Source organism: Dinoroseobacter sp. S375 (assembly GCF_049800775.1).
Lineage (GTDB): Bacteria > Pseudomonadota > Alphaproteobacteria > Rhodobacterales > Rhodobacteraceae > Dinoroseobacter.
Window position 1 is genome coordinate 608,151 of sequence record NZ_JBNAFR010000002.1, and the last position, 25,422, is coordinate 633,572.

The following is a 25,422-nucleotide window of genomic DNA, read 5'->3' on the forward strand; positions in this document are numbered from 1 at the left end:
GAGCACTGCGACAGATTTACGAACAAGCGGCAAAAGCCGTGACCTGGGAGGATAACATGAATTCAATCGCGAAAGCGGTGCGCCTTGTTGCGGCCGCCTCTTGTGTGACCGGAATGACCGCTGCCAGCGCGCTGGCAGAGGTCGATTTTTCCGGCAAGACAGTGGAATGGGTGATCCCCTTTTCCGAAACGGGCGGCTCCGCCAAATGGGCGAATTTCTTTGCCCCGCTTTTGTCCGAGGCCCTGCCGGGCGCGCCGACCGTGGTGGTGAAATTCATGCCGGGTGCGGGGTCGACCAAGGGGCGAACTGGTTCCAGCGCGAAGAGCACGAGGATGGCACGCTGCTGTTCGGGACATCCGGCTCGACCCAGTTTCCCTATCTGCTGGGCGATCCGCGGGTGCGCTATGAATATGGCGACTGGCATGCGGTGATGGCCTCGGGCACGGGCTGCGTGGCCTATCTGAATGCCGAGGCCGGTGCGATGTTCGATGGCTCGGCCAACAAGCTCAAGGAGATCGATTTCGTCTATGGCAGCCAGGGCGCGACACGCCTTGATCTGGTGCCGCTGCTGGCCTGGCAGATGCTGGGTATGACCGTGGAGCCGGTCTTTGGCATCAAGGGGCGCGGCGACGGGCGCCTGATGTTCGAGCGCGGCGAGGCCAATATCGATTACCAGACCTCGTCGGGCTATCTCTCGGGATCGGCGCCGCTGGTCGAGGATGGCAGCGCTGTGCCGATGATGTCCTGGGGCGCACCGGATGCCGAGGGCAATATTGTCCGTGACCCGACCTTCCCGGATCTCCCGACCTTCAAGGAGGTCTGCGAAGCGACGGAGGGCTGCGAGACTTCGGGGGATTCCTGGGATGCGTGGAAAGCCTTCTTCATTGCCGGGTTCCCGGTGCAAAAGCTCGCCTTCCTGCCAGCCGGCACGCCTAAGGAGGTGATCGACACCTACACCGCTGCCTTCGAGGCGGTCACCGAGCGCGCCGATTTCGCCGAGATCTCGACCAAGCGCGTGGGCAAGTACCCGGTCTTTGTCGGGGGCGGGGCCCAGGATGCACTGGCCACGGCCACGGGTGTCCCGGAGAGCGCGAAGACGTTTGTGACCAACTGGTTGCAAGAGGAATACGGCGTCCGCCTCAAGTAACCCTTTGAAAATCCTTATGCCCGGCGCCATGCGCGCCGGGTTCGATCCTTGAGCTCTAGGGGAGGGGCAGGATGGAGACGTTGAGTATCGCGTTGCCGGCATTGAGCGAGGCCATCGGACTGATCTCGCAACCGATTGTGCTCGGCTACCTCGTTCTGGGGGTAGTGATGGGGCTGTCCATCGGGGTCTTTCCGGGGCTTGGCGGGATTGCCGGGCTGTCCCTGCTGCTGCCGTTCATGTTCGGGATGGACCCGGTTCTGGGCCTCGCTCTGATGATCGGGATGGTGGCCGTCGTGCCCACCTCGGACACATTCGCCTCGGTCCTGATGGGGATCCCGGGTTCATCGGCGTCGCAGGCGACGGTGCTGGACGGCTTTCCCATGGCCAAGAAGGGCGAGGCGGCGCGGGCGCTCTCGGCGGCCTTCGCCTCGTCACTCTTTGGCGGACTTGTGGGCGCGACCTTCCTGACGGTTTTCATCCTGATTGCGCGGCCACTGGTGCTGGCTTTTGGCCTGCCCGAGATGCTGATGGTGACCATTCTGGGCCTGTCCATGGTGGCGATCCTCGCCGGACGGGTGGTCTGGAAAGGGCTTGCGGCGGCCGGGTTGGGCCTGATGGTGGGGACCATCGGCGAGGCAGATGCGGGCGGCAGCCTGCGCATGGCCACTTACGATCTGCCCTATCTGACGGACGGGCTGAAGCTGGTCATCGTCGGTCTCGGCATCTTCGCGGTGCCCGAGATCGTCTCGCTCCTGCGGCAGGACAGCTCGATCTCGAAAAGCGCCACCTTGGGCAGCGGCTGGATGGAGGGCGTGCGCGACTGGTTCAGGAATATCTGGCTCAGCATGCGGTGTTCGATCATCGGGGTGATGGTCGGTGTGATCCCCGGCCTCGGCGGATCCGTGGTCGACTGGATCTCCTATGGCCACGCGGTGCAGACCACCAAGGACAAGAGCCAGTTCGGCAAGGGAGAGATCCGGGGGATTGTCGGTCCGGAAAGCTCCAACAACGCCAAGGAGGGCGGGGGCCTCGTGCCGACGCTCCTCTTCGTGATCGGGCTGATCGGGATCTTCCTGCGCCGGTTCGACTGGTCGCGCCCGGCCTTCCTGATCGGCTTCGTGCTGTCCAACCCGGCCGAGACCTTCACCAACCAGGCCTACCAGATCGCCGCCAGCCGCTTCCGCAAGAGCTTTGAGGAGGGCATCGACTACATCTTCAGCCCGATCGTCATCGTGCTGCTGATCGTTACCGCGCTCTCGGTGTTCTTCGGGCTGCGTCAGGCCAAGATGCTGCAGGCGGAGGGTGATGTTAAATCGGGCTCCAAGCGGGCGCCGGTCACTTTCCTGCTGGTCGTGACCGCCTATCTGGCCGTGGCCGTAATCAACGCGTCGTTCATTCCGAACTACGCCTTTACTGACAAGGTCTTTCCGCTCTTTGCCGGGTCGGTTGCGCTGGTCTGCTGCCTGATCCTGGTGTTCCAGATGATGATGAAGCCCGAGGCCGATGTGATCTTTGCGGACAAGGAAGCGCAGGGCGAGGATGCGGATGCGCCCCATGGCCTCTGGTCGACGCTTGCATGGTTCGCGGGGCTGCTCGCGCTCTCGGCGCTCTTTGGGTTCATCATCGCGCTGGCGCTGTTCCCGGTCTCCTTCTTCCGGGTGCGGGCGCAGGTGTCCTGGACCAAGGCGGTTCTGCTGGCGGCGTGCGGGATCGGGTTCATGCTGGTCATGGCCGGCGCGCTGAACCGCGACTTCCCGCCGGGACTGTTGCAGAGCCTTGTCGATCTGCTCTGGCCGCTGACATGACACAGACGGGGATCCCTTTCGTCTTCATGCGCGGCGGTACCTCGCGCGGGCCCTATTTCCGGCGCGAGGATCTGCCCGAGGATCGTGAGACCCTCGCGCAGGTGCTGGTCAGTGCCGTGGGGTCGGGACATGCGCTCAACATCGATGGGATCGGCGGGGGGACCGCCGTGACCACCAAGGTGGCGATGTTGTCGAAATCCAAGGATAACTGGGCGGATATCGACTACTTCTTCGCGCAGGTCTCGGTCGAGGATCAGCTGGTGGATTTCAAGCCGACCTGCGGGAACATCCTGTCGGGGGTCGGGCCTGCGGCTATCGAGATGGGGCTCCTGGAGCCGGACATGGATGTCACGCGGATCCGGATCAACGCGGTCAATACCGGTGCCCGGATCGAGGCGCGGATCCAGACGCCCGAGGGGCGGTTGATCTATGCGGGCGAGACCAAGATTGCCGGGGTACCGGGGCAGGCCGCGCCGATCGAGCTGACCTTCATGGGGGTCGTGGGGGCCGCCACGGGGGCCTTCCTGCCCACAGGGCAGCTGCGTGACCGGATCGACGGGATCGAGGTGACCTGCATGGATGTGGCCGTGCCCATGGTTCTCGCCCGGGCGGAGGATTTCGGGCTCAGCGGCTATGAGAGCTGTCAGGAACTTGACGACAACGCTGCGTTTTTCGCCCGGATGGAGGCGATCCGGATCGCGGCCGGGGCCCGCATGGGAATGGGCGATGTTTCCAGCTCGGTGACGCCGAAATTCGGCCTGCTGGCGCCGCCCTCCGGGTCCGGATCCATCGCCGCGCGCTATTTCATGCCATGGAAGACCCACCCGACCATGGCCGTTACGGGCGCGCAATGTCTGGCCTCTTGCGCGCTGACACCCGGCACCATCGCCGATGGCATGATGGCCCCGCCAGAGACCAGTCCGGCGCAGCTTGTCCTTGAGCATCCCTCGGGCACGATTGATGTGCTGGTGGAATTCTCTGCCGAGGACGGCTTTGACCTGCAGGCGGCTGGGCTTGTGCGCACGGCCCGCAAACTCGCGGAGGGCCATGTCTATGTCCCCGCCGCGATCTGGCCCGGATTTGGAAGTTGAACCATGAGCCTCAGGAACATTCTCGTCGCCTTCAACGGCACCGAAAGCGCCGTCTCGGCGCTGCAATATGCCGCCGGAATCGCGCGCGGCCACGGGGCCCATGTGACGGCGCTTTTGGCCTATGCCACCCATGACGCTCTCAACAGCCATGCGGCCTGGGTGCCCCGCGAGGCCACCCGGATCATCGCCGATGCCAGCGCCGAGTTCCTCGACGGGATCGAGGCGCAGTTCGAGGCGCTGCGCCCGGGCCTCGAGCTGGGTGACAGGCTGCAGTTTCGCAGGGTTCCGGGCAGGGTCGATACGGTGCTGTCGGACTGCGCGCAGGTTCACGATGTGCTGGTCGTTGGACAGGATCAATCCGCCGAGACGGACAGCCATGTGTCGATCCATAATGACCGCATCGCGCTGATGAGCGGGCGACCGGTGCTGGTCATCCCCAAGGGCTGCGCCGAGCGGCAATCGGGCCACTCAGTGCTCGCCTGGGATGGTGGCCGTGCGGCGGCACGGGCCATGGCCGATGCGCTGGACATGCTGACGGGGCAAACGCGCATCGACGTGCTCACGGTGGGAAACCCGAGCCTCGCGCGCCCGATCGATGAGGTTCTGCAGCATCTGTCGCGCCACGGGATCGAGGCCAGCCACGCGGAGCGCGCCGTGGAAAAGAGCATCGCCGAGACGATCCTCGCGTACTGCCGGAAGCATAAGCCCGGGACCCTGGTGATGGGTGCCTACGAGCATTCGAAGTTCCGCGAGGATTTCTTTGGCGGTGTGACCGCACGGATCCTGGTGGACGCGCCGATCCCCATCCTGCTCTCGCACTAGCGGGCGGGGCCGAGGCGCCCGAGTGCACGGGCCCCGTCCCCAAATAGCCGCAACGCCGCGTCTCCTATGCCCGCCCCAACCGACAATGATCTTTTTTCTCGGTCGGCCTTCGCAGCCGAGGGCAGGCGCGTCGCCTCTGCGGACGGATCCCGGGGCCCGTTCGGAGTGTTGCCACCGCAAGGCGCTGCACAGGACCAAACAGACCCGCAGCCGGAGATCTTACTTCAGGCAGGTTAACCCGGGCTACGGCAACCGGTCCGGCGCGCATCTTCTGTAAGGGCCAGCGTGTCCGCATACGCCAGGTTGAAGTCAAAAGAACCTCTGTTCTTGCGAGGTTAAGTCCGACCCCATCATACTCATCGCTATAAACACGGTTGCGAGTATCACTGTGTCAAACCTCTTGCGTCGATCCGTGTCGATCGATCTCGAGGTGAACCCGGAAGCGGCGCAAATCTTTGCGCTCGCGGCGGTCGCATTTGACGCGAACGGTCCCAAACTGGTTGCGCGCGCGGATATCCCCACAGCACTCGCACGCCTTGATGCGTTTTGCGGAGATTTCGATCACGTTATTGGGCATAACATCCTCCGCCACGATCTGCCCCATCTTGTGGCCGCATCGCCAGCGCTTGCTGCCTTGGCTGAGGCGCCACAAGGAGCAATGCAGAGGACGTGGCCGCGTTTCTGAAGGCCCAGGGTCTTGCGGCTGACTATTACCATGCAAAGCGCACCGCCGAAGAGAAGACCGATATTCAAGAAGCGTTTCGGATCGGGGAGCTTCGCGTTATTGCTGCGACGAATGCCTTCGGCATGGGGATCGATAAGCCGGATATTCGGCTTGTCGTTCATGGCGATGTGCCCGGATCCCTTGGGAATTACCTGCAAGAAGCGGGACGAGCCGGACGTGACAGAGCACCTGCCCATTGCGTTCTGCTGTTCAACGCCGAGGATGTGGACCGTCAATTCAGTCTAAGCACGCGTTCCCGGCTTGCGTGCCACGAGATCGGCGCCATTCTGAAGGCTGTGCGCCGATTGGATAGCCGCACACGCCGCAGCGGAGAGGTCGTGGCGACGCCCGGCGAGATCGTCAAGGAAGAGCGAGACCACGAGTTTCAGCGGGATGACGCGACTGATGACACGCGGATGAAAACGGCCATTGCCTGGCTTGAAGAGGCAAAGCTTCTTCGGCGGGAGGAAAACCGGGTTCAGGTCTTTCCGGCCTCCCTGACGGTTCGGGGTCTCGAGGATGCGCAAGCTGTTTTGGCCCACGCAGAGATATCCGAGACGCGACGCGCAGACCTTCTCCGGGTCGCCAGCCACATCATCAATGCGCCAAAGGAAGAAGGCATCTCGACCGATGAGCTTGGCGGAGCGAGCGGGCTGTCACTCCCGGCTTTGCGCAAGGCGCTCACCGATCTCGAAGCGCTGGGCCTTGCAACCGATGACACCAATATCACGGTCTTCGTGCATGTGGGCGTCGAGGGCCGCTCGAGCGTGCGTCTGGAAGCAACGTCGCGTCTCGAAGCTGAGTTGATCGCACTCCTGCGGGAGGAGGCCCCGGACGCGGATAGCGGCGCGCTCTACCCCTTTAACCTGGCAGCAACCTGTCAAGCGCTCCGCGAAAAGGGGTACACAGCAGTGCGCCCCGACATCGTGTCGAGTTTGCTTTATGGAATGGCGCAGGATGGGCGCGATCTGGATGGCGGACGGGGCAATATCCATGTGCGTCGCGCTTCGCATGGCAGCCTCTTCGTTCGCCTTCAGCGGACCTGGGATGTTGTCGAGAAATCTGCGGAGCTGAGGCGTCAGGCGGCGTCTCGACTGCTGGCGCATTTGACCGACAAGGTGCCGAAAGGCGTTCGTGGAAAGGATGTCTCGGTCGAGACCACTCTGGGGGATCTACTGGCCGGTATCAGCGGCGACGCGATCCTGCGCGCTTCGGTCAATGACCCCAACAAGCTGATGGACCGAGCCCTGTTGTGGCTTCACGAGCAGCATGTCGCAACGCTTGGCAAAGGATTGTCGGTGTTCCGCCCTGCAATCACGCTGCATCTCAATCCGAATGGTGGTGTCTTTACGGTCGACGATTTCGCGCCGCTTGAAGAGCACTACGCGGAACAGACCATACAGACCCATGTCATGGCCACTTACGCGGAAAAGGGCTTGGAGAACATGCCGGACGCAGAACGGCTGGCACTGGACTACTTCGATCTGGACCGCGATCGCTTCATGCGCAGGTGGATGCCCGGGCGCGGAACCGAGTTCCGTCGGCAGGCGACGGGCGAAACCTGGAACCGGATCGTTGCGGCGCTGAACAACGCCACGCAAGAGCAGATTGTAAGGGACAACCGCGAACAGACAAACGTCCTTGTTCTGGCGGGGCCGGGGTCCGGGAAGACCCGTGTTCTCGTCCACCGCATCGCATATCTTGTAAAGATCAAGCGAGAGGATCCCAGGGGCATCTTGGTTCTGGCCTATAACCGACATGCTGTTGCGGAAATCCGGGAGCGACTCCGTCAGCTGATTGGCGATGAAGCGCGCTTCGTCGCTGTATCGACCATCCATGCCCTCGCCATGCGCCTTGTCGGCGCCAGCTTCGCCGGTCGCGCCAGCGGCGATCGGCAAGACTTCGACACGCTTCTTCTGGATGCGGTCAAGCTCGTCCGAGGCGATGGACCAGACCGAAGCACGGCAGAAGCCCTGCGCGAAACGCTCGTGCAGGGATATCGCTGGCTGTTGGTCGACGAGTATCAGGATGTCGGTCCCGAGGAATATGCCCTCATCTCCGCAGTGGCCGGGCGCAGCTTGGACGATCCCGACCTCAGGATCAGTCTCTTCGCCGTTGGGGATGATGATCAGAACATCTATTCCTTCTCAGGCGCATCCGTCCGCCACATTCGCCAGTTTGAAGAGGATTACGCCGCGAAACCGGTCTACCTCACGAGCAACTATCGGTCTTCGCAACACATCATCACGGCGGCCAATGCCGTCATCGGACAATGCTCTGACCGCATGAAGGCGGATCATCCCATCGTCATCAATGACGCGCGCCAACAAGCCCCGCATGGGGGCGAGATGACCGGGCGCGACCCCGTGGCCCAGGGGCGCGTGCAAATCCTGGAATGCCCGCCCGGCAATGACGCGCAAGCGATGGCGGCCATAGACGAGTTGCGGCGGCTCTCGACCCTTGTTCCGGATTGGAACTGGGCGCGGACCGCGATCATCTCACGCGATTGGCGCAAACTTGCACCCGTGCGGGACTATGCAGAGGCTCTGGGCATTCCGGTGGAACTGGCCAGCGAGCGGCTCCCTCGCCTGTGGCGGATGCGAGAGATGCAAGACTTCGTCGCGGCGGTGCGCGCCTCTCGTGGTGAGCTTCTCGGCATTGGCGATCTGACAGCTCGGCTCAACCAGATCCCGTCTTCGCGATGGACCGACCGGATTGGAGAAGGCCTCGGACTTCTTGCAAGGGAGATTAACACTCGTGCCCTGCCGGCGGAGGACATCATCGAATGGCTGGCGGAATGGGCGGACGAGACATGGGGGGAACAGCGCGGGCTTAAGCTCGTGACAGCGCACAGCGCCAAAGGTCTCGAATTTGACGACGTGATCATTCTTGACGGCGGCTGGGAGCGCCCGGGCAAAAACGAGGATCAAGATGCCCCGCGGCGCCTGTTTTATGTCGCCATGACGCGCGCTCGCCGCAACCTGATCGTGATGAGCAACGACAATCACGAATACCTGCCGGCGCGGTCACCGGCCATTGTGAGCCGGGCCGTTGCCCCGGACATCAATGCATTCCCGAAACCAAGACGTTTCTTTCAATCTGCCGAGGCGCGTATGGTCGACCTTTCCTTTGCCGGTCGCCTTGCGAACACCAACCCGTCGCTTGCGGCAATTCGCGAGGCCCGGATCGGGGATCCCGTCACGTTGGAGCGACAGGAAAGCGGTGTCTGGGTTCTGGCGGATATCAAGGGGCGTATTCTCGGGCGCATGGCAAAGAAGAGCTTCGCGCCCCCGGAGAGGGCCGTCTTCGCGCATGGCGAAGTCGCCGCCATCCTGCGGCGATACCGATACGATAACGAGGAGGCGTTCCTGCACCTTCTGAAGCGAGATGTATGGGAGGTGATTGTTCCCGAGTTGGTGTTTGAAGAAGCACCATGACAGTCGGCATTTAACGTCGTCGTACGGAGCCGGTTACCGACAAGGTGCCTTCCGAAACGGATCAGATCCTGAAATCGTATCCGGCCCGTGCCATGCGATCCAACCAAAGAGGAACGGTTCGGCAAAGCTCATGGGTTCTGCGCGCGTGGCCGAGAGACCCGAAGTGAGGTCTGTGCGGGGTATCGCGCGAAGCTTTCCAAACACCGGTGGCCCGTATCCGGTCTCGGTCGCAGGAGCGGAGGTTGCGTCGCCGTTTCCGCGCATCTGATCTTCGCTAAGGTCGCAGTTCTGGCGCGCCGGGGCAGGGGCGCAGGGCGCGAAAACGGCCGGGTTTCGTCCGTCTGTTCATCCCAATCCACGTGATCTGGCGGCATGGTCATGCCGCCCCAATCATTGCGATCAATGGCAGGAAAATCCAAATATCCGGCAAGCCCTTATGGAGGATCATCTTATCTAACGCGAAGCGAAAGGCGTTGGCCGCCATCAGGACGCGAAAACATCCAAAGAAGAAGTACGCGAAGGTTTTGCGTGCTAGGGTCGGGACACATACCCAATAGATGACGGTAGCTGCGAGGGCGATGGCAGAAAGGAAGACCTTCGGACATCTGTCGTATCGTGTCGCAACGCGTCGTCAATCCTTTGGCCGGCCGAATATGATCGCGATCCGGTTCCGGCGTTTGTATCGGCGCGTGTTGTATTTCGCCGGCTTCTTGCACTGCTTACGGCCGGGGATGCGGGCGCGTATGTCCTTGTCTTTCAACGCTTCTCTGAACCAGTCGGCATCATAACCGCGGTTCCCGAGCAACCAATCGACATCCAGCAAGCTACCGAAAAGTGCCCGTGCGCCGATGTAGTCGCTGACTTGTCCGGCGGTGACGAAGAGGTTGAGCGATCGACCCTGGCTGTCGCAGATGGCGTGCAGTTTGGCCCCTCTCGGTGATTGTTCCAATCACCTGCCGGTCAAGGGTTCATGCCGCCCTTCGTTCGACCAAGCAGGCGCCAACGCCCCCCTTTTTCATGCCCAAGCCGGTCGCTGTTCGGTGGGGCTTGAGATACGCTGCGTCGATCTTCACGGTCTTCGTCTCACCGTGCTCGGCAGCCAGACCGGCTATCATTCGCGCGAAGATGCCCTTGTCGCTCCATCGTGTCCAACGGTTGTAGAGCGTCTTATATGGCCCGTAGTTGGTGGGGGCATCCGGCCACCGCAAGCCATTGCGATTGATGAAGGTAATCCCACCTAGCAAACGTCGTTCATCGACCCGTGGCTTACCTTGTGCTTTGGGAAAGAAGGGCTCAAAACGCGCCATCTGGGCGTCGGTGAGCCAGAACAGATCAGACATGCTCACCGCTCGTTTTTCCGACCGTGACACACACCAGAGAAATCAATGGATCCTGACCCTAGTGTGGCAGCATGATTGCCGAAGTCTTTGACAAAACTTGTGCCGCAAGCCTGTCGCAAGGCTGCTGTATGCTCTCTCTGGTTTGTCCCCGTGCCCGGAGAGCAGATGAGGGCGCGCCGCGCAGGGTTCAGAGCCCACGCGCTGTGGATTTATCGCCTTCAAGGCGAAGAGGGGCAAAAGGTGGTTGGGACCCCTGGGGTGACAGGCGGGGGAGGGTCCGAATTGGTATTTTGACGGTTCATGACGAACACACCGGCCGATGAACGTGCCTCTCACCTGTCGATCAAGCGGAAGTCATGTGGGCTTGTTTGGGCGTCTCGTCATTGCCGTTCACGCCAACCCTGCCGATCGGGGATCCAGGAGGTCTGGTTGTCATCGGGCACCAGCGACGCGCAGAGGCGTGCCGCCGCAAAGGCCCAGGCCCCGACTGCGTGGGCGGGGGTCGTCATACGCTGCAGGAGCGCCTCGCGCTGGCCGGGCGGGCGCGGGAGCTCCAGCCCCATGGCGAGCAACTCCCGTTCGCCACGTTTCCAACGGGCGCGCATTCGAACCCATCCGGCAAAATCAGACGGAGGACATGTGCTTGCCGTCACCTCCGAGAGGATCAGCCGCCGGTCCGCGGGGATGTGAGACGCGGCGAAGATATCGTCGCCGGAAACCTCGGGCCACGCGCCCCACTGGCCGCGCCCTGCCTCAGAAAGACCGACAGCCCCCAAAAACCCCGCATGGTGTGCATGGGGCAACGCATCCCATGTCTGCGCCATCGCGGCGGAGAGCCAGGAGACCCCTTCGGTGCGGTGCACACGCCGCGCGCCCACAAGGTCCATTTCCCCGTCGCATAGCGGGCGCAGAAGCGCTTGGAATGCTCCGTCTTGCAGCACGACATCCGCGTCGAGGTAGAAGCGCGGAAAGAGATCGCCAAGGACGACATCGCCGGCCTGCAACGCGCCCGTCTTTCCCGGGCGCGGCAGCTCGATCACGGTCACACGATCCCCGCCCAGCTCTCGGATGGTCTGGGCCGAGTCGTCCTGGCACCCGTTGCAAACGCAGACCAGTTTGGCGGGCAGTCCGCTCAGTTGCCGCAGCAGCGGGGGCAACGTCCTGCGCAGAGCGTCGGTTTCGTTTCGGATCGGCATCACAACACCGAAGGGGGGCGGCGACGCGGACATCCCTATTCCTTCGGGTTGGAGATCAGAAGATAGGCCGCAAAGCTCCAGACAGCGGCGGAGCACAGCAGGGGCAGCAGCTCCGGCGGTCCCGTGAACACAGCGTCCAGCAGGAACATGCCCAGTCCGAGACCGAGAAACACGCCTTTGGTGGATATCTGCCAACGCGACCCAAGGAAGGTTTTGGGGCGATGCGCGGGCAGCCAGCTCTCCCAGTGTCCATGCGTCTCATCGGCGTTGATTTCCTGAAGATACGCCTTGATCTGAGCCGTGCGCACACCGTGGTGGCACCATTGGCTGGCCCCACTCAGCACAACGCACTGAAACGCGAAATGGAGCAGGGAAGACGCTTCCGGCATCACCGCAACTACGATGGCAAAGGCTGAAAACAGGACGAGGAGAGCTTGCAGCAGCATGTTCTGAAACAGGATTCTCTGCTTGAGCTCCTGCCTCAGGGACTGAATTTCAACCGGAACATCCTGCATATCTACCAAGCCATCCTTTTCCAGATTTTCCAGCGGCGTTGCACCCGGTCCACCCATCCGGAGACGCGGTTGCGGTAATTGTCGCCGTACCAGGGCATCAGGCGCAGCCCATCGGTTCCCCGCTCGCGGTAAAAATTCGGCACCGGGTGAAAGTTGCGCATCTTGAGGTGAAAGACGTCATGCGCGGACCCGGCCTGCGGGGGCACGATCCAGCGCCAATCCCCGGCGACCCGGCGTCCGCGCGCCTGTTCACGGCTGTGGAAGGTCATGAATTGCTCCGACGCCTTGTGGTGATCGATGATCGTCGCCCGGGCGGTCTGGAACGATTGCAGCACCGCGCGGTTCAGCTCGGTCAGCGCCACATCCTGCCAAAGGGAGGATCCTTCGGAGATCCCGATCGCGCGCGCCACTTGCGGCAGCAGGTCATAGCGTTGGGCATCCGCGAGATTGCGAGAGGCAATCTCTGTGCACATGTAGTGACCGTTGAACGGCGCACAGGGATAGTCCACGCCGCCAATGGTCATGATCATGTTGCTGACAAGCGGAACCGCATACCAGCGCAAGCCCAACGCATCGAAATCCGGGTATTGCGGATGGCGGATGTCGACCTGCCGGATGGCCTCGACAGGGGCGTCAATCATGATGCGCCGATCCTTGGGGTCGCGCATGAAATAGGGCAGCAGATCAAAGGCGCCAGGCTCCTCTGGAGGTGTCCAGCCCATTGACCGCGCGAGCTTTGTGGATTCCGCGTTCTGCCGGTCTCCCAACGTGCGTCCGTTCTCCAGCGTGTGGCAGGCATAGCGCGAAATCTGCCCGCTTTCGATCCAGGTCGGTATCGCGTCGCCCTGGATTGGTGCGAACACCGAGATGATCGACCGAATGCCCTTGCCGGAATCGGCCTCCCTGAGGTGATCGACCATCCGCGCCGCCATGGCATCGGGGCTTGTAAGCTTGCGGCAATCATTCACCTCAAGGCTTTCCCATGGCAGGCGACCGATGCATTTGCCCGTGTTGCGCCAGGCAAGCCGTGCCCCGAAGGCCAATTCTTCCAGGGTGTGTTCGTAATATCCGTGCCTGCGCAGGTCGCTCCGAACCTCGGCCCACCTGCGTTGCCGGAGCGTGCGCCCGTGACCGGACGCGTCATGAAACGTGTTGAGGAACGCTTTGGCTTCCTCCTTGCGTTCCAGCGCCGACAGCGTCCGGATGCGCCGCTGGAGGGATGTGCCCCTGCTTGCGTCGGAGCGGACATAGAACTTTCGGCGCATGATCTACATCAGCCCATCAAACTGCCGCGCCGCATCGCTCAGAGCCTTGCGATTGATGTCATAGACGATCGAGAGCGCGCGGGCTTTCGCCCGACGATAGGCCCGGTCGCGCGGCACCGTATAGCGGTACTCCGAACGTGCGCGCGCGTGGCGATGCTCACGAATATGCAGCGGCAGATCCTCTTCCCCGGCCTTGTCCTGCATCGCCTGCCAGATCGGCGTGTCCGTATGCAGCGTGAAGTCATTGAACCGGACCCGGCCGAGATAGGGCGCATGCTCGTCGAGAAAATCCGCCGTCGCTTCCATGTCCTGAGCCGTCTCGCCGGGAAACCCCTTGAACATGGTGCAGCGCACCGAGATGCCTGCCATATGCGCGTCGCGGATGAACTGGGAATTGCGCTCGACCGAGCTGCCTTTGCGCATCGCATCCAGGAGAGTCTGGCTGCCACTTTCCAGCCCGAAGGAAATGCGCCGCATTCCGCCATCGGCGGCCGATTGCAGATCGGCTCGGGACAGCCCGTTATCCCGTCGCGTGTCGACATGGACGGTGCCCACCCATTCCGCGCCGCGGACATAGCGCCTGATATTCTTTCCGATATCGCGCAGCATGCCGGGCCAGGAGTTCAGCTTCAGATCCAGGAAGAGAAAGTTGGTGGTCTCGTGCCGCCGCGCCTGTTCTTCGATCTCGTAGAGGACGTTTTCCACGCTGCGCGTCCGGAACGTGCGGCCCGATGCGGAAATGACATCAGAGCAGAACAGACATTTGTCCCATTGGCATCCCCGTCCGGTCATCACTGGAACGATGCGCACCGGATAGCGGTCCCAGGGAAAGTCGGAAAAGTCGGGCAGAGGGATCTGGTCAAGCGGGCGCAGCGGACGCGCCGGACCCGAGGATCGCCCATCCGGCAATTGCACCCCCGGAAACTGCAGCAGGTCTTCACCAGCATGGAGCGCCCGAACGATCTCTGGCAGGTTCAGATCCACCTCGGCCCCGACAATTGCCGACAAACCCGGGAGGTCTCGCCATGCTGCCGCCACGTCGGGCAGATTGAACATCGGCCCGCCCAGCACCACCGGAACACCATGCTCCTTGGCCCGTCGTCCGATCTCACGGATGGTGGTCTGGTGATGAAGATAGGCAGACAGAAGAATGGCATCGGGCTTTTTCTTCAACGCATTGGTGACTTCTCGCAGAACCGTCGCATGGGGGCGCTCCGTATAGCGCTGTCGGCTCCGGCGGGCGTAGTCACGCAATGTCAGAGCAGGCTGCCAATCGGTGAGATGGATGCGGCGCCGAACGTGATCAAACAACCATTCCCGGCGTTCCCGTTGCGTGGCCGGCGCATCAAAGGCGAGCGGGCACAGCACGCTCACACTGTGCCCGTTCTCGCGCAGGCTCGCTGTCAACAAGCCGATTGCGAGCGTCGGGAAGGACGCAAAATTGTTGAGATCGACGATGAAAATATCCAGCGCGTCGCCGCGGTCGTCCGATGCCTCTCGAAGGCCTGTCGCGTCGTCTGGAGATGCTGCCGCGATCCGGTTGGCTGGTCGTAATCCACGCAGGCTTTGCCTCATGATCAGCTCCCAAACACCAAATACAACTACACGCGGGGCTATTAACCATTATCACGAATTCGAGAGAATCAAACAAAAAAGGACATAGGCCTCATGGCCCGAGGGGCGTGGAGACAGCTCCGGTCACTCGGATGGAAGGGTGGGTTTCACTGCCACGGGAGGAGCATCGCGGTGGGCGCGATCGTGGTGAGGAGGCCTTTCCGCCGTCTGCAGAACCGCGGTGCCATGCTCCAACATTCTCTGAGCCCGCTGAGCTTGACGTCCATGCAGCTTTGGAGTGTGCCTGCGCGTCACAGATTTCGAGCATTGCGCTGTATCTAGGAGACAGGTGCCTATCCCCATGGTTCGCAACGCTGTTCTGAGACACTCCACGTCATAGCCGTCATAGCCGAGCAGCCGAGACCTTTTCAAAGCATTGCTTGGTCTCCCACCGCTCCCTCCAAGAGACGGGAAAAACCCCAACAGCCGGGGGACAATAAAGGCGGCCTTTTGATCTTTCCAACAAAGTCCTCGCGCGTTCTTGTCCCACATCGCGCAATGGCACCATGCAAGCGCTGCATCTCTCGCAAGAGCGCACGCTCAACACCGCCGTCACACATTCGAAGTAAGCGTAACAGAAACCCCGGTGTCTCATCGCTTCTGAAAGAATTGAGGGACTTGATGGCAGGTGATTTTTGTAATGGTGCCCGGGGGCGGAATCGAACCACCGACACGAGGATTTTCAATCCACTGCTCTACCCCTGAGCTACCCGGGCACGGGACGGCTGGGCCGTCTCAGGGTGCGAGCGTTCTAGACGTGAGAACGGGGAGTGTCCATAGGGGTTTGGGGAAAAAACTTGGTCTCAATGTCGCGTTTTTTGCGCGTCTCGGAACACCGGGTCTGCCGCACCGTCGGACGGGGTTTCGGCGAGCCGCGCCATGGCCTGTTCGGCCTCTTCGACGTCCTCATCCCGCTCCGAGGCGATGGCGTAGCCGCCGGTCATCCAGCGCCCCAGATCCACATCTGCACAGCGTTTGGAACAGAAGGGGCGGTAGCGGTCTGCGGCGTCTTTTTGGCAGATCGGGCAGCTCATGGCAGGTCTCTCCGGCGCAGGGGGATGCGGTCGCGTTTGCGCTGCAGCTCATAATGGCCAAGCGGGGTCCAGCCCACCAGCGACGTCTCGGTGGCGTCCTGCCGGAAGGCGGTGCGCAGGGCCTGTTCCAACGCTTTGCGGTCCTTCTTGGGCATCGGGGCGAAATCCACGGTGATCTGTCCGCCGAGCCCGCGCAGGCGGAGCTGCCGGGGCAGGGCGCGCGCCGCGGCGATGTTGGCCTTCATCCCCGCGGCGGGGGAGGTGTCATTGCCGGTATTCACATCCACCGCGATCAGGGCGCGGGTCGGCTCGACAACGAGGCTGCCGCCCCCGGGCAGATCCGCCTCGGGATCCGCCAGATCCGCCAGCGCGTCCAGCACGCCCAGATCCTCGAACCCGCCGGGCTGCGTGATGATCTCGTCCGGGGCGGGATCGCTCCAGTCGCGCCAGGCCAGGTGATGTGCGTCGGGCGCGTCGATCAGCAGGGCAGGCGCGTCACCTGTGCGCTCAGCCGTGATCGCCTCGGCCAGCGCCAGGGTTTCGGCGATATCCTCGGCCAGTTCGTCCTCTGGGGCGTCTGCGGCGGCCGAACGCAGGATCATGCCGGTCTGATCCGCAGGGGCCAGGTCCTCGGCCAGGATCCGCAGGCGGGCGCGGATCTCTTCGTCGCGAATCGAGCGTGCGATGTTGAGGCCGGGGGCGCCCGGGCTGACGATCACATAGCGGCTCTTGAACAGCACCCGGTCCGTCACGGGCACGGCCTTGCCCGGCTCGGCCACGCCCGAGACCTGCACCAGAAGGGACTGGCCCGGTCTCCGTCCCCCGCCGCCGCGCAAGAAGCCCTGCATCCCGCCGAGCTTGACGAAGGCGCCGCCCTGACCCTTGACCGGACGGTCGACAATGGCGCGGAAGATGGCGCCGGGCAGGGGCGGGTCGCCCTCATCCGGGTCGAGGGTGAAATCGTCGAGCTGCCCCTCCACCATGCGGGCGGCGGCGCGCCGGCCGTTCAGGTGGTCGAGGATGATCATGCAGCCCTTCATGTGCCGCGTCCTTCTGGGGGCGCATGTCCCGAGGGGCCCGGCGCGACGATACCGGCATGTGTGAGAAGCGCGGCGGTTTCCGCCAGAGGCAGGCCTACCACCGCTGTATAAGAGCCGCTGATCCAGGGGATGAAGGCAGCGGCAGCGCCCTGGATGCCGTAGCCGCCCGCCTTGCCGACCCAATCCCCGCTGTCGAGATAGGTGGCGATATCTGCCGGGCTCAGGTGGCGCATGCGCAGGGTTGTCTTGACCTCGCGGCTCACCAGCCGGTCGCCATGGCGCAGGGCGATCGCGGTGATCACCGCATGCCGGCGTCCGGACATCAGGGTGAGAAAGGCCTCCGCCTCGGCGCGGTCTTCGGGCTTGCCGAGGATCCGCAGCCCGACACTGACTGTGGTGTCGGCCGTCAGCAGCACCTCATCCGGCGCAATCTCGAGCGCTTCGGATTTCTCGCGCGCCATGCGCCGCACATAGGGCAGGGGCCGTTCACCCGCATGGGGCGTCTCGTCGATATCCGCCGCGCGCACGGCATCAGGCATCAGCCCGATCTGAGCCAGCAGCTCCAGCCGCCGGGGCGATCCCGATCCCAGGATCAGGCGGGGTCGGGGCGTCACCGTTACTTGAAGCGGTAGTTGATCCGACCCTTGGTCAGATCATAGGGGGTCATCTCGACCTGCACCTTGTCGCCCGCCAGAACACGGATGCGGTTCTTGCGCATCTTGCCTGCCGTATGTGCGATAATCTCATGGCCGTTCTCAAGCTCGACCCGGAATGTCGCGTTCGGCAGGAGTTCCTTCACGACGCCGGGAAATTCGAGCAATTCTTCCTTGGCCATGGTGTCTCCAACTAAAACTGCCCGCTCAACGACGGGCGCGCCAGCATATGCGCGGATTTCCGGAAGTTTTCAAGCGTGTTTCTGCGCAAAGGGCGTGAGCTGTGCCATATTGTGCTGCCCATCCCATGCCGACGCGATGTCAACCTGCTCCGGGAGGCACGAAGAGATCGGGGCGCGGGCCCAACCGGGGGTGTCGGGGGCGGTTTCAGCGAGGATGCCGTCGGGGGGCGCGCCGCTGTCCGGGGCCACGTAGATCCCGGCCTGCCCGGCGGAGCGGTCGAGATAGGACGACAGGGCGCAATCGCCCACGGTCTGGGCGAGGGCCACATGTCCGCCGCTCTCGAGGGCGCGGGCCCGGGCGGCGATGCGCACCCGGCTGGCCCCGGTGGCCCCTTCGGTCGCCGAGGGCATCAGGAGAAGTTGCGCGCCGGTCTGCCGGATCGCGCGCGCCTGAGACGGAAACTCCCCGTCATAGCAGATCAAGACACCAAGCCGGGGCAGGTCGGGCGGGTCGAATACCGGCAGGGCCGTGCCGGGGCGGAGGGGCGTCTCGGCCTGCTCCCACGGGGTGAGCTGGCGCTTGTCGACAAAGGCGATCCCGCCATGCGGTGTCACCAGAGCGGCCCGGTTGACCAGATCACCCGTCTCGCTGCGCGCGGGCAGAGATCCGGCCAGCAAGGTCGTCTTGTGCGCCCGGGCGATGGCGGTGACCATCTGCCAATAGCGCGGGGCGGCCGCGGCCGCGCGTTTGGTTTCCTCGGCCGTGTCGAGCGGGGTCGTGGCCCCGATCAGCGCCGCCTCGAGCCCCGCATATTCCGGAAAGACCACAAGCTCTGCATCCGCCTCGGCCACCCATTGCGCGATCTTGCGGTGCAGGCTGTCCCAATCGGGCAGGACCTCAACCGGATAGGCGGCTGCGGCGATGCGCATGGTCATGCCACGGACCCTCTGGTGCGTCCCCGGCTCACAGGGCCCGCATCCAGATCTGCAGCGGTTTCTCGGTTTCCTCTGATGCGCCGACATCCAGCCAGCGCATCCGCAGCTCGGCCCCGTCCACGGGCGCATAGCCGCGTTTGCGCCAGAACGGGTGCAGATCCCGCGCCTCAGCCGGGCGCGCGGGATGATCCACAGGTCGCGTGACCGCGCAGAAACTGGCATGGGTCGCGCCGAGCGCGCGCGCATGGGCCTCGCGCGCATCGAAGAACCGGTGCCCCGCCCCCTGTCCGCGATAGGCCGGGTGCAGCACCGATTCCGCGCAATAGAAAATCTCCATCCCCGGTTTGGCCAGGGCGTCATAGGCCTCGGAGACATCCGCGTGGTCCCGTGCGGGCATGCCGGTGGCCGCCCCGACAACCTCACCCTCTGCGGTCTCGGCCAGAATCACCACGGACTGCGGGCAATCGCGGTAGCATTCAAGATAGTGCGCCTCATAGACGACATCCCCGTCATAGAGATAGGGCCAGTCACGAAACACCGCGATCCGCAGGGCGGCCAATGCCGGAATCGCCTCGGCCAGCTCGGCCCCGCGCAAGGTCCGAAACCGCAGGCTCATACCACATGCCCCGGCGGGCCAAACCGGGCGAGCATTCGCTCGCGGATCTGGTCACGGGTCTGGCGATAGCTGCGCAGCTTGGCCTCGCGGGTCTCGGACATCCCGGCTGGATCCATGATCGGCCAGTACTCCACATCGAGGTGAAACAGCCGGGTCAGCTCCAGAGCCTGCCGCTGGCTCGCAGGCGAGAGCGCCACGATCAGATCGAAAGAGGACAGGTCATCGCCCCAATTGTGCATATCCTCGAAGGACCGCGTGCGGTGCGCCTCCAGCGTCACGCCGATCTCGTTGCACACGGCCACGGCAAAACCGTCGATATCGAGATCGTTCTTCACCCCCGCCGACTGGATATAGGCGCGCTGGCCGTAAAACTTCTTCATCATCCCCTCCGCCATGGGCGAGCGGATCGCATTGTGGTCGCAGCAGAACAGGACCGAGGAGGGGAAGGGCATGGCCTAGCCCCCGAAATGCAACACGCAAATCAGGGTGAACAGGCGTCGGGAAGTGTCGATATCCACCTCCGCCTTGCCGTCGAGCCGTTCGAGCAGAAGCCGCGCGCCCTCGTTATGGATGCCGCGCCGGGCCATATCGATGGCCTCGATCTGGCTCGGAGGCAGGCGTTTGACCGCGTCGAAATAGCTCTCGCAGATTTGGAAATAGTCCTTCACCACCTGCCGGAACGGCCCGAGCGAGAGGTGAAATTCCGCGACCTGCTTGGCCTCGGCATCCGACAGGTCAAAGACCAGCCGCCGTTCCCGGATCGCCAGAAGCAGGCGGAAAGGGCCCGGCGGCACGTCGCGATCCTCGCGCGGCGGCAGCTTGAAGGCGTTGTCTTCGAGAAGATCAAAGATCGCGACCTTGCGCTCCTGCTCGATCTCGGGCGTGGGCGGGGGCAGGGCGCTGTCATCAATGGAGATGTCGATCAGATAGCTCATTCCGCGGCCTCCCCCCGGTTCAGGCGGTCGAGGCGGGCGCGGACGCTGAGGCCGTGCGCCTCGAGGCTTTCGGAAATCGCCAGCCGTTCGGCGGCGGGGCCGATTTCGGCCAGCGCCTCGGGCGTCATCTTGGCAAGCGTCGTGCGCTTGACGAAATCCATCACCGAAAGGCCGGACGAGAACCGTGCCGAGCGTGCCGTGGGCAGCACGTGGTTCGGGCCACCGATATAGTCGCCGATCGCTTCTGGCGTCCAGGCGCCGAGGAAGATCGCACCGGCGTGGGTGATCTTTTCCGACAGCGCATCGGGATCGGCCACGCAAAGTTCGAGATGTTCCGGCGCCACACGGTTCGACAGGGCGGCGGCCTCGTCGAGATCGCGGACCGTGACCACGGCGCCGAAATCGCGCCAGCTCGGGCCCGCGATCGCGCGCCGCTCAAGCGTTTCGAGCCGGGTCTCGACCGCGGCGGCGACCGCGCGTCCAAACTCCGCGTCATCGGTGATCAGGATGGACTGCGCGCTCTCGTCATGCTCGGCCTGGCTCAGCAGGTCCACGGCGATCCAGTCCGGGTCATTGTCGCGATCCGCGATCACGAGGATCTCTGACGGGCCGGCGATCATGTCGATCCCGACGCGGCCAAAGACCCGGCGCTTGGCGGCGGCCACATAGGCGTTGCCCGGCCCGGTGATCTTGTCCACGGCCGCGATGGTCTCGGTGCCATAGGCCAGCGCCGCAATCGCCTGCGCGCCCCCGATCCGGTAGACGGTGTCGACCCCCGACAGTCGGGCGGCCAGCAGGACCAGCGGGTTCACCACGCCATCCGGGGTCGGCGCGCAGATCACCAGCCGTTCCACCCCGGCCACCTGAGCGGGGATCGCATTCATCAGCACCGAAGACGGGTAGGAGGCCAGCCCCCCGGGCACATAGAGACCTGCCGCCGAAACCGGGGTCCAGCGCCAGCCCAGCTCAGCCCCGGTCGGCTCGGTCCAGCGGGCGTCTTCGGGCATCTGGCGGGCGTGGTAGGCGCGGATGCGCTCGGCGGCGAGTTCCAAAGCCGCGCGTTCATCGGCGGGGACCTTGGCAATCTCGGCCTCGATCTCGGCGGGAGAGAAGGCCAGCGTCTCGGGCGTCAGCTCCAGTCGGTCGAACTTCGCCGTCAGCTCGAGCACTGCGGCATCGCCCCGGGCGCGCACATCGGCGATGATCGCGGCCACCGTGTCGTCCACATCCACGGCATCCTCGCGCTTCATCGTCAGGAGCTGTGCGACCTGCGTTTCGAATTGCGGATCGGTGCTGGACAGGAACATCGGCATGGGGCTCTCCTTTGTGGGGCGAGACATAGCCGCCGCCGCCAGCCACCTCAAGCGCGCGCGTTACGGATGCGAGGGGGATTTCCGCGAGGGCGCGAGATAGGGGCGGGTCACATCCTGCAGGGTGACGTTGATGCACTCGACCGACAGGGCAATCGCCCCATCCCCCGCCAGCGTCAGCTCCAGCGTGCCCGCGCCGTCCTCAGCAGGGGCAAAGGACAGCGACAGCAGCGACAGGATCGTGTCCGCATCGCCGCGCACGACACCCGCACTGCGCACGGCCAGCGCATCATCGATAACCAGCATGGTTTGCACCCGCTCGACCGGGCGGCCCCGCGCCTCGGCGCGGTCGCGATCCTCCCAGCGGAAGCGGTTGAGCAGCAGGGCAAAGCGCCGTTCGGATTTCCGCCAGCTCATCTCGCTGGCCGGGAACACGGCGTCCTGCACCAGCGCGGAGATCACTTCCAGATCCTTGGCATCCTCCGCCATCAGGCGCAGGGGGCTTTCGCCGCCATCTTCGAAGGTTGCGTCTTGGCTCATTGCTCTTTCACCCGCTCGATACTCGCCCCGCAGGCGCTCAGCTTTTCCTCGACCCGTTCATAGCCGCGATCCAGATGATAGACCCGGCTGACAACGGTTTCCCCCTCGGCGGCCAGGGCCGCGAGGATCAGCGAGACACTGGCGCGCAGATCCGTTGCCATGACCGGCGCACCCTTGAGGCGCTCGACCCCGGTCACGGTGGCTGTGCCGCCATGGACATCGATCTGCGCCCCCATGCGGATCAGTTCCGGCGCATGCATGAAGCGGTTCTCGAAGATTTTCTCCTCGAGCACCGAGACCCCCTCGGCGGTGCAGAGCAACGCCATCATCTGGGCCTGCAGATCCGTGGGAAAGCCCGGGAAGGGCTCGGTCACCACATCCACGGCCCGCACGCGGCCATTGGCACGGGCCACGCGCAACCCGCCCTCGGTCTCGGTCACGCTGATGCCTGCCGCATCGAGCTTTTCCGCGAAGGACGCCACGAGGTCCATGCGCCCGCCCAGCAATTCAACCTCGCCGCCGGTGATGGCCGGGGCCAGCATATAGGTGCCCAGCTCGATCCGGTCGGTGACTACCGGATGGGTCGCCCCATGGAGCCGGTCGACGCCTTCGACGGTGATAGTCGATGTTCCGGCCCCGTCGATCCTTGCGCCCATCTTGGTCAGGCAGGCCGCCAGATCGACGATCTCGGGCTCGCGCGCCGCGTTCTTGAGCACCGTGGTGCCCTTGGCGAGGGTCGCCGCCATCAGGATGTTCTCGGTGGCCCCGACCGAGACAAAGGGAAACTCGAAGGTCGCGCCCCTGAGCCCGCCGGGGGCCTTTGCATGGACATAGCCTTCGCGCAGATCGAGCTCGGCCCCCAACGCCTCAAGACCCTTGAGATGCAGGTCCACGGGCCGCGCGCCGATCGCGCAGCCGCCGGGCAGGGACACGACCGCATGCCCGTCCCGCGCCAGCATGGGCCCGAGGACGAGGATCGAGGCCCGCATCTTGCGCACGATGTCGTAATCGGCGGTGTGGTTGTTGATGTCATGGCTCGACAGGGCGAGGACCTTGCCCTCCTGCAGGCTGCTCACTTCGGCCCCCAGCGAGCCCAAAAGCGCCGTCATCGTCGAGATATCGCTCAGCCGCGGGGCATTGGTCAGCGTCAGGGGCTCATCGCTGAGCAGCGTGGCAGGCATCAGGGTGAGACAGGCGTTCTTCGCGCCCGCAATCGGGATCGCGCCCCTCAGAGGCGCGCCGCCGCGAATGATAATCTGGTCCATCTGTGCCTGTCCTTATGCCCGGCCATTCTCGTCGGTCGGAGTCTGATCTGCCTCGGGGTCTGCCGCTCTGCGCGCCCTGGCCTGCGCCTTTCGCCGCTGCATGTTCGCCTTCAGCGCATCCTTGAGACGCGCTGCGCGCGCATCCTTTTCGGTTGGCCTGTCGCCCGAGCTATGTCCAGAGTTTTTTCGCCCCATGGGGGACGTCTTATCGCAGCCGGAAAAAAGGGTCCAGATTGCGCTTGCGCCGCTCTGCGTTTGGGCGTAATCAGCCGCCCATCGCGAAGGCCACTTCGCAGGCTGCTGCTGTAGCTCAGAGGTAGAGCACTCCCTTGGTAAGGGAGAGGTCGAGAGTTCAATTCTCTCCAGCAGCACCATCTCATGCTTTTTTCCGGATAACCCTCCTAACACCTTGAAAGGTAAGGTCGTTTTTGGAGTTCCATACACACCTTCCGGCGTGTAGGTCAGCGGATCTGAAAAAGCCAGTCTCAGCACTGTCTGACGGACCGCGTAGCTCCCATTTTTGTATATATCCCAAGGCCTTGAGAGGAACCGCAAGGAAAGTTCCATACATTCTTCAAACCTCGCTGCATTCGGGAGGGGTTCTTCGGCCTTCGAGACCAACACCAACTTCTCACGTTCGAGCTTTTCGATCTTGGTTTCCAGAGCTTTTAGAACAGAGGTGTGAGCTACCCCCCGAAATTCGGACACTGACGTAAGCTACGAATTGCTGTCTGCTGATCTTCGACGAAGAGGAGATCAGAGATGTCGAAACGGAAGAACCATTCGCCTGAGTTCAAGGCCAAAGTTGCGCTTGAGGCATTGAAGGGCGAGCGGACGGTTGCTGAGTTGGCAAGCCAGTTTGGCGTTCACCCGACGATGATCCACAGCTGGAAGCGTGCGCTGCTTGAAGGCGCGTCTGGCGTGCTCGAGCGTGGTGGCCGAAAGACGCCGGAAGTGGACGAAGAACAGGTCAAGGACCTGCACGCCAAGATCGGGGAGCTGGCTGTGGCCAATGATTTTCTGTCACGAAAGCTCAAACCGTGGACCGGCAAGTGAGGCGGAAGATGGTTGAACCAGCCAATACCGATCTGTCGATTGGCAAACAGTGCAGGCTGCTGTCGATCTCGCGGTCATCATTCTACTACACGCCCAAGGGCGAGACGGCGATGAACCTGATGCTGATGCGTCAGATCGACGAGCAGTTCCTGGAAACACCGTTCTTCGGTGTCCGGCAGATGACTTGGCACCTGCGCAACGAGGGACATCTGGTCAACGAGAAGCGTATCCGCCGATTGATGCGGCTGATGGGGCTCATGCCGATCTACCAGAAGCCCAACACCAGCAAGGCGGCGAAGGGGCACAAGACGTATCCCTATCTGTTGCGCGGTTTGCGGGTGACCCGGCCCAACCAGGTCTGGGCCGCAGATATCACCTATCTGCCGATGCGGCGTGGGTTCCTGTATCTGGTGGCGGTCATGGACTGGTACACCCGCAAGGTGCTGGCCTGGCGCATATCCAACACGCTGGAAGCAGACTTCTGCGTCGAGGCGCTGAACGAGGCGATCCACCGCTTCGGCCCGCCCGAGATCATGAACACCGACCAGGGCAGCCAGTTCACGTCGTTTGCCTGGACCGACCGGCTGCGGCGATCCGGCGTGCGCATCTCGATGGATGGCAAGGGACGCTTCCTCGACAACATCTTCGTGGAACGGCTCTGGCGAAGCCTCAAATACGAATGCGTCTACCTGCACGCTTGGGAAACCGGATCAGAGGCGACGGCGGGTGTCGGAAAATGGATCGAGTTCTACAACCGCAAGCGCCCCCATTCCGCCCTTGGCGGCCAACCGCCAGCCATGGTCTATTGGCTGAGAAAAGACGAAACCCAACCCGATCAGCAGGAGCAGAGAGTAGCTTAGATCACGCCGGAAACTGTCCAAACATTGGGGAGTAGCTCA

The 25,422-nt window shown here is 63.4% G+C and carries 20 protein-coding genes, 2 tRNA genes and 3 pseudogenes; 8 read left to right on the forward strand and 17 right to left on the reverse strand.

Annotated elements, in window-relative coordinates; translation table 11 throughout:
* Positions 1-113: 113 nt before the first annotated feature.
* From ACP150_RS07725 to ACP150_RS07750, 6 genes and pseudogenes are all read left to right on the forward strand, one after another.
* Positions 114-1,147 (forward strand): annotated as a pseudogene (locus ACP150_RS07725) (tricarboxylate transporter).
* 71 nt (positions 1,148-1,218) lie between these two features.
* Positions 1,219-2,952, forward strand: a complete 1,734-nt coding sequence (locus ACP150_RS07730; RefSeq protein WP_424965999.1) for a tripartite tricarboxylate transporter permease — start codon at positions 1,219-1,221, stop codon at positions 2,950-2,952.
* The gene (locus ACP150_RS07735; RefSeq protein WP_424966000.1) at positions 2,949-4,043 is read left to right on the forward strand and encodes a 4-oxalomesaconate tautomerase; all 1,095 of its coding nucleotides are present in this window, start codon (positions 2,949-2,951) and stop codon (positions 4,041-4,043) included. The genes ACP150_RS07730 and ACP150_RS07735 overlap by 4 nt, the downstream gene beginning before the upstream one ends.
* 3 nt (positions 4,044-4,046) lie before the next feature.
* Positions 4,047-4,865, forward strand: a complete 819-nt coding sequence (locus tag ACP150_RS07740; RefSeq protein ID WP_424966001.1) for a universal stress protein — start codon at positions 4,047-4,049, stop codon at positions 4,863-4,865.
* 412 nt (positions 4,866-5,277) lie between these two features.
* Positions 5,278-5,550, forward strand: coding sequence for a hypothetical protein (locus ACP150_RS07745; protein ID WP_424966002.1), 273 nt, complete (start codon positions 5,278-5,280; stop codon positions 5,548-5,550).
* Positions 5,511-9,026 (forward strand): annotated as a pseudogene (locus ACP150_RS07750) (UvrD-helicase domain-containing protein); the annotation flags it as partial. The gene ACP150_RS07745 and the pseudogene ACP150_RS07750, both read left to right, overlap by 40 nt.
* Before the next feature lie 547 nt (positions 9,027-9,573).
* Here ACP150_RS07750 and ACP150_RS07755 read toward each other — a convergent pair.
* The 17 genes and pseudogenes from ACP150_RS07755 to murA form a co-directional block, all read right to left on the reverse strand.
* A pseudogene (locus tag ACP150_RS07755) lies at positions 9,574-10,366 on the reverse strand (IS5 family transposase); the annotation flags it as partial.
* 380 nt (positions 10,367-10,746) lie between these two features.
* Positions 10,747-11,595 carry a glycosyltransferase gene (locus ACP150_RS07760; protein WP_424966003.1) on the reverse strand — a complete coding sequence of 283 codons (849 nt, stop codon included), beginning with the start codon at positions 11,593-11,595 and terminating at the stop codon, positions 10,747-10,749.
* A 2-nt stretch (positions 11,596-11,597) separates the two neighbouring features.
* Positions 11,598-12,077: a hypothetical protein gene (locus tag ACP150_RS07765; RefSeq protein WP_424966004.1), complete on the reverse strand. Its 480-nt coding sequence runs from the start codon at positions 12,075-12,077 to the stop codon at positions 11,598-11,600.
* 2 nt (positions 12,078-12,079) lie between these two features.
* A complete protein-coding gene (locus ACP150_RS07770; RefSeq protein ID WP_424966005.1) occupies positions 12,080-13,342 on the reverse strand; it encodes a nitric oxide synthase oxygenase in 1,263 nt (420 codons plus the stop codon).
* A 3-nt stretch (positions 13,343-13,345) separates the two neighbouring features.
* Positions 13,346-14,917, reverse strand: coding sequence for a B12-binding domain-containing radical SAM protein (locus ACP150_RS07775; RefSeq protein ID WP_424966006.1), 1,572 nt, complete (start codon positions 14,915-14,917; stop codon positions 13,346-13,348).
* A gap of 680 nt (positions 14,918-15,597) precedes the next feature.
* A tRNA-Phe gene (locus tag ACP150_RS07780) sits at positions 15,598-15,672 on the reverse strand.
* A gap of 87 nt (positions 15,673-15,759) precedes the next feature.
* Positions 15,760-15,990, reverse strand: coding sequence for a DNA gyrase inhibitor YacG (locus tag ACP150_RS07785; RefSeq protein ID WP_424966007.1), 231 nt, complete (start codon positions 15,988-15,990; stop codon positions 15,760-15,762).
* On the reverse strand, positions 15,987-17,030 hold the full coding sequence (locus ACP150_RS07790; protein ID WP_424966008.1) for a ribonuclease E/G: 1,044 nt from the start codon (positions 17,028-17,030) through the stop codon (positions 15,987-15,989). The genes ACP150_RS07785 and ACP150_RS07790 overlap by 4 nt, the downstream gene beginning before the upstream one ends.
* A complete protein-coding gene (locus ACP150_RS07795) occupies positions 17,027-17,644 on the reverse strand; it encodes a Maf family protein (protein WP_424966009.1) in 618 nt (205 codons plus the stop codon). Before ACP150_RS07795 ends, ACP150_RS07790 begins: the two co-directional genes overlap by 4 nt.
* A gap of 2 nt (positions 17,645-17,646) precedes the next feature.
* Complete coding sequence (gene infA / locus ACP150_RS07800; protein WP_007205486.1) at positions 17,647-17,865, reverse strand: translation initiation factor IF-1; 219 nt, start codon at positions 17,863-17,865, stop codon at positions 17,647-17,649.
* A 69-nt stretch (positions 17,866-17,934) separates the two neighbouring features.
* The gene (locus ACP150_RS07805) at positions 17,935-18,801 is read right to left on the reverse strand and encodes a nitrilase-related carbon-nitrogen hydrolase (protein ID WP_424966010.1); all 867 of its coding nucleotides are present in this window, start codon (positions 18,799-18,801) and stop codon (positions 17,935-17,937) included.
* A 28-nt stretch (positions 18,802-18,829) separates the two neighbouring features.
* The gene (locus ACP150_RS07810; RefSeq protein ID WP_424966011.1) at positions 18,830-19,417 is read right to left on the reverse strand and encodes a GNAT family N-acetyltransferase; all 588 of its coding nucleotides are present in this window, start codon (positions 19,415-19,417) and stop codon (positions 18,830-18,832) included.
* A complete protein-coding gene (locus ACP150_RS07815; RefSeq protein ID WP_424966012.1) occupies positions 19,414-19,869 on the reverse strand; it encodes a low molecular weight phosphatase family protein in 456 nt (151 codons plus the stop codon). The genes ACP150_RS07810 and ACP150_RS07815 overlap by 4 nt, the downstream gene beginning before the upstream one ends.
* A gap of 3 nt (positions 19,870-19,872) precedes the next feature.
* Entirely contained in the window at positions 19,873-20,352 is a 480-nt protein-coding gene (locus ACP150_RS07820; RefSeq protein ID WP_424966013.1) for a UPF0262 family protein, read from the reverse strand.
* Entirely contained in the window at positions 20,349-21,665 is a 1,317-nt protein-coding gene (gene hisD, locus ACP150_RS07825; RefSeq protein ID WP_424966014.1) for a histidinol dehydrogenase, read from the reverse strand. Before hisD ends, ACP150_RS07820 begins: the two co-directional genes overlap by 4 nt.
* A gap of 60 nt (positions 21,666-21,725) precedes the next feature.
* Positions 21,726-22,202, reverse strand: coding sequence for a DUF2948 family protein (locus ACP150_RS07830; RefSeq protein WP_424966015.1), 477 nt, complete (start codon positions 22,200-22,202; stop codon positions 21,726-21,728).
* Positions 22,199-23,467: a UDP-N-acetylglucosamine 1-carboxyvinyltransferase gene (gene murA / locus ACP150_RS07835; protein ID WP_424966016.1), complete on the reverse strand. Its 1,269-nt coding sequence runs from the start codon at positions 23,465-23,467 to the stop codon at positions 22,199-22,201. The genes ACP150_RS07830 and murA overlap by 4 nt, the downstream gene beginning before the upstream one ends.
* Positions 23,468-23,766: 299 nt before the next feature.
* Here murA and ACP150_RS07840 point away from each other — a divergent pair.
* Both ACP150_RS07840 and ACP150_RS07845 read left to right on the forward strand, forming a co-directional pair.
* Positions 23,767-23,841: transfer RNA gene (locus tag ACP150_RS07840), tRNA-Thr, on the forward strand.
* A gap of 388 nt (positions 23,842-24,229) precedes the next feature.
* Positions 24,230-25,383 (forward strand): IS3 family transposase gene (locus tag ACP150_RS07845; protein WP_424964469.1). Its coding sequence is split into 2 segments (ribosomal slippage): positions 24,230-24,491 and positions 24,491-25,383, totalling 1,155 coding nucleotides; the frame shifts between segments, so codons are not numbered across the junction.
* Positions 25,384-25,422 lie beyond the last annotated feature (39 nt).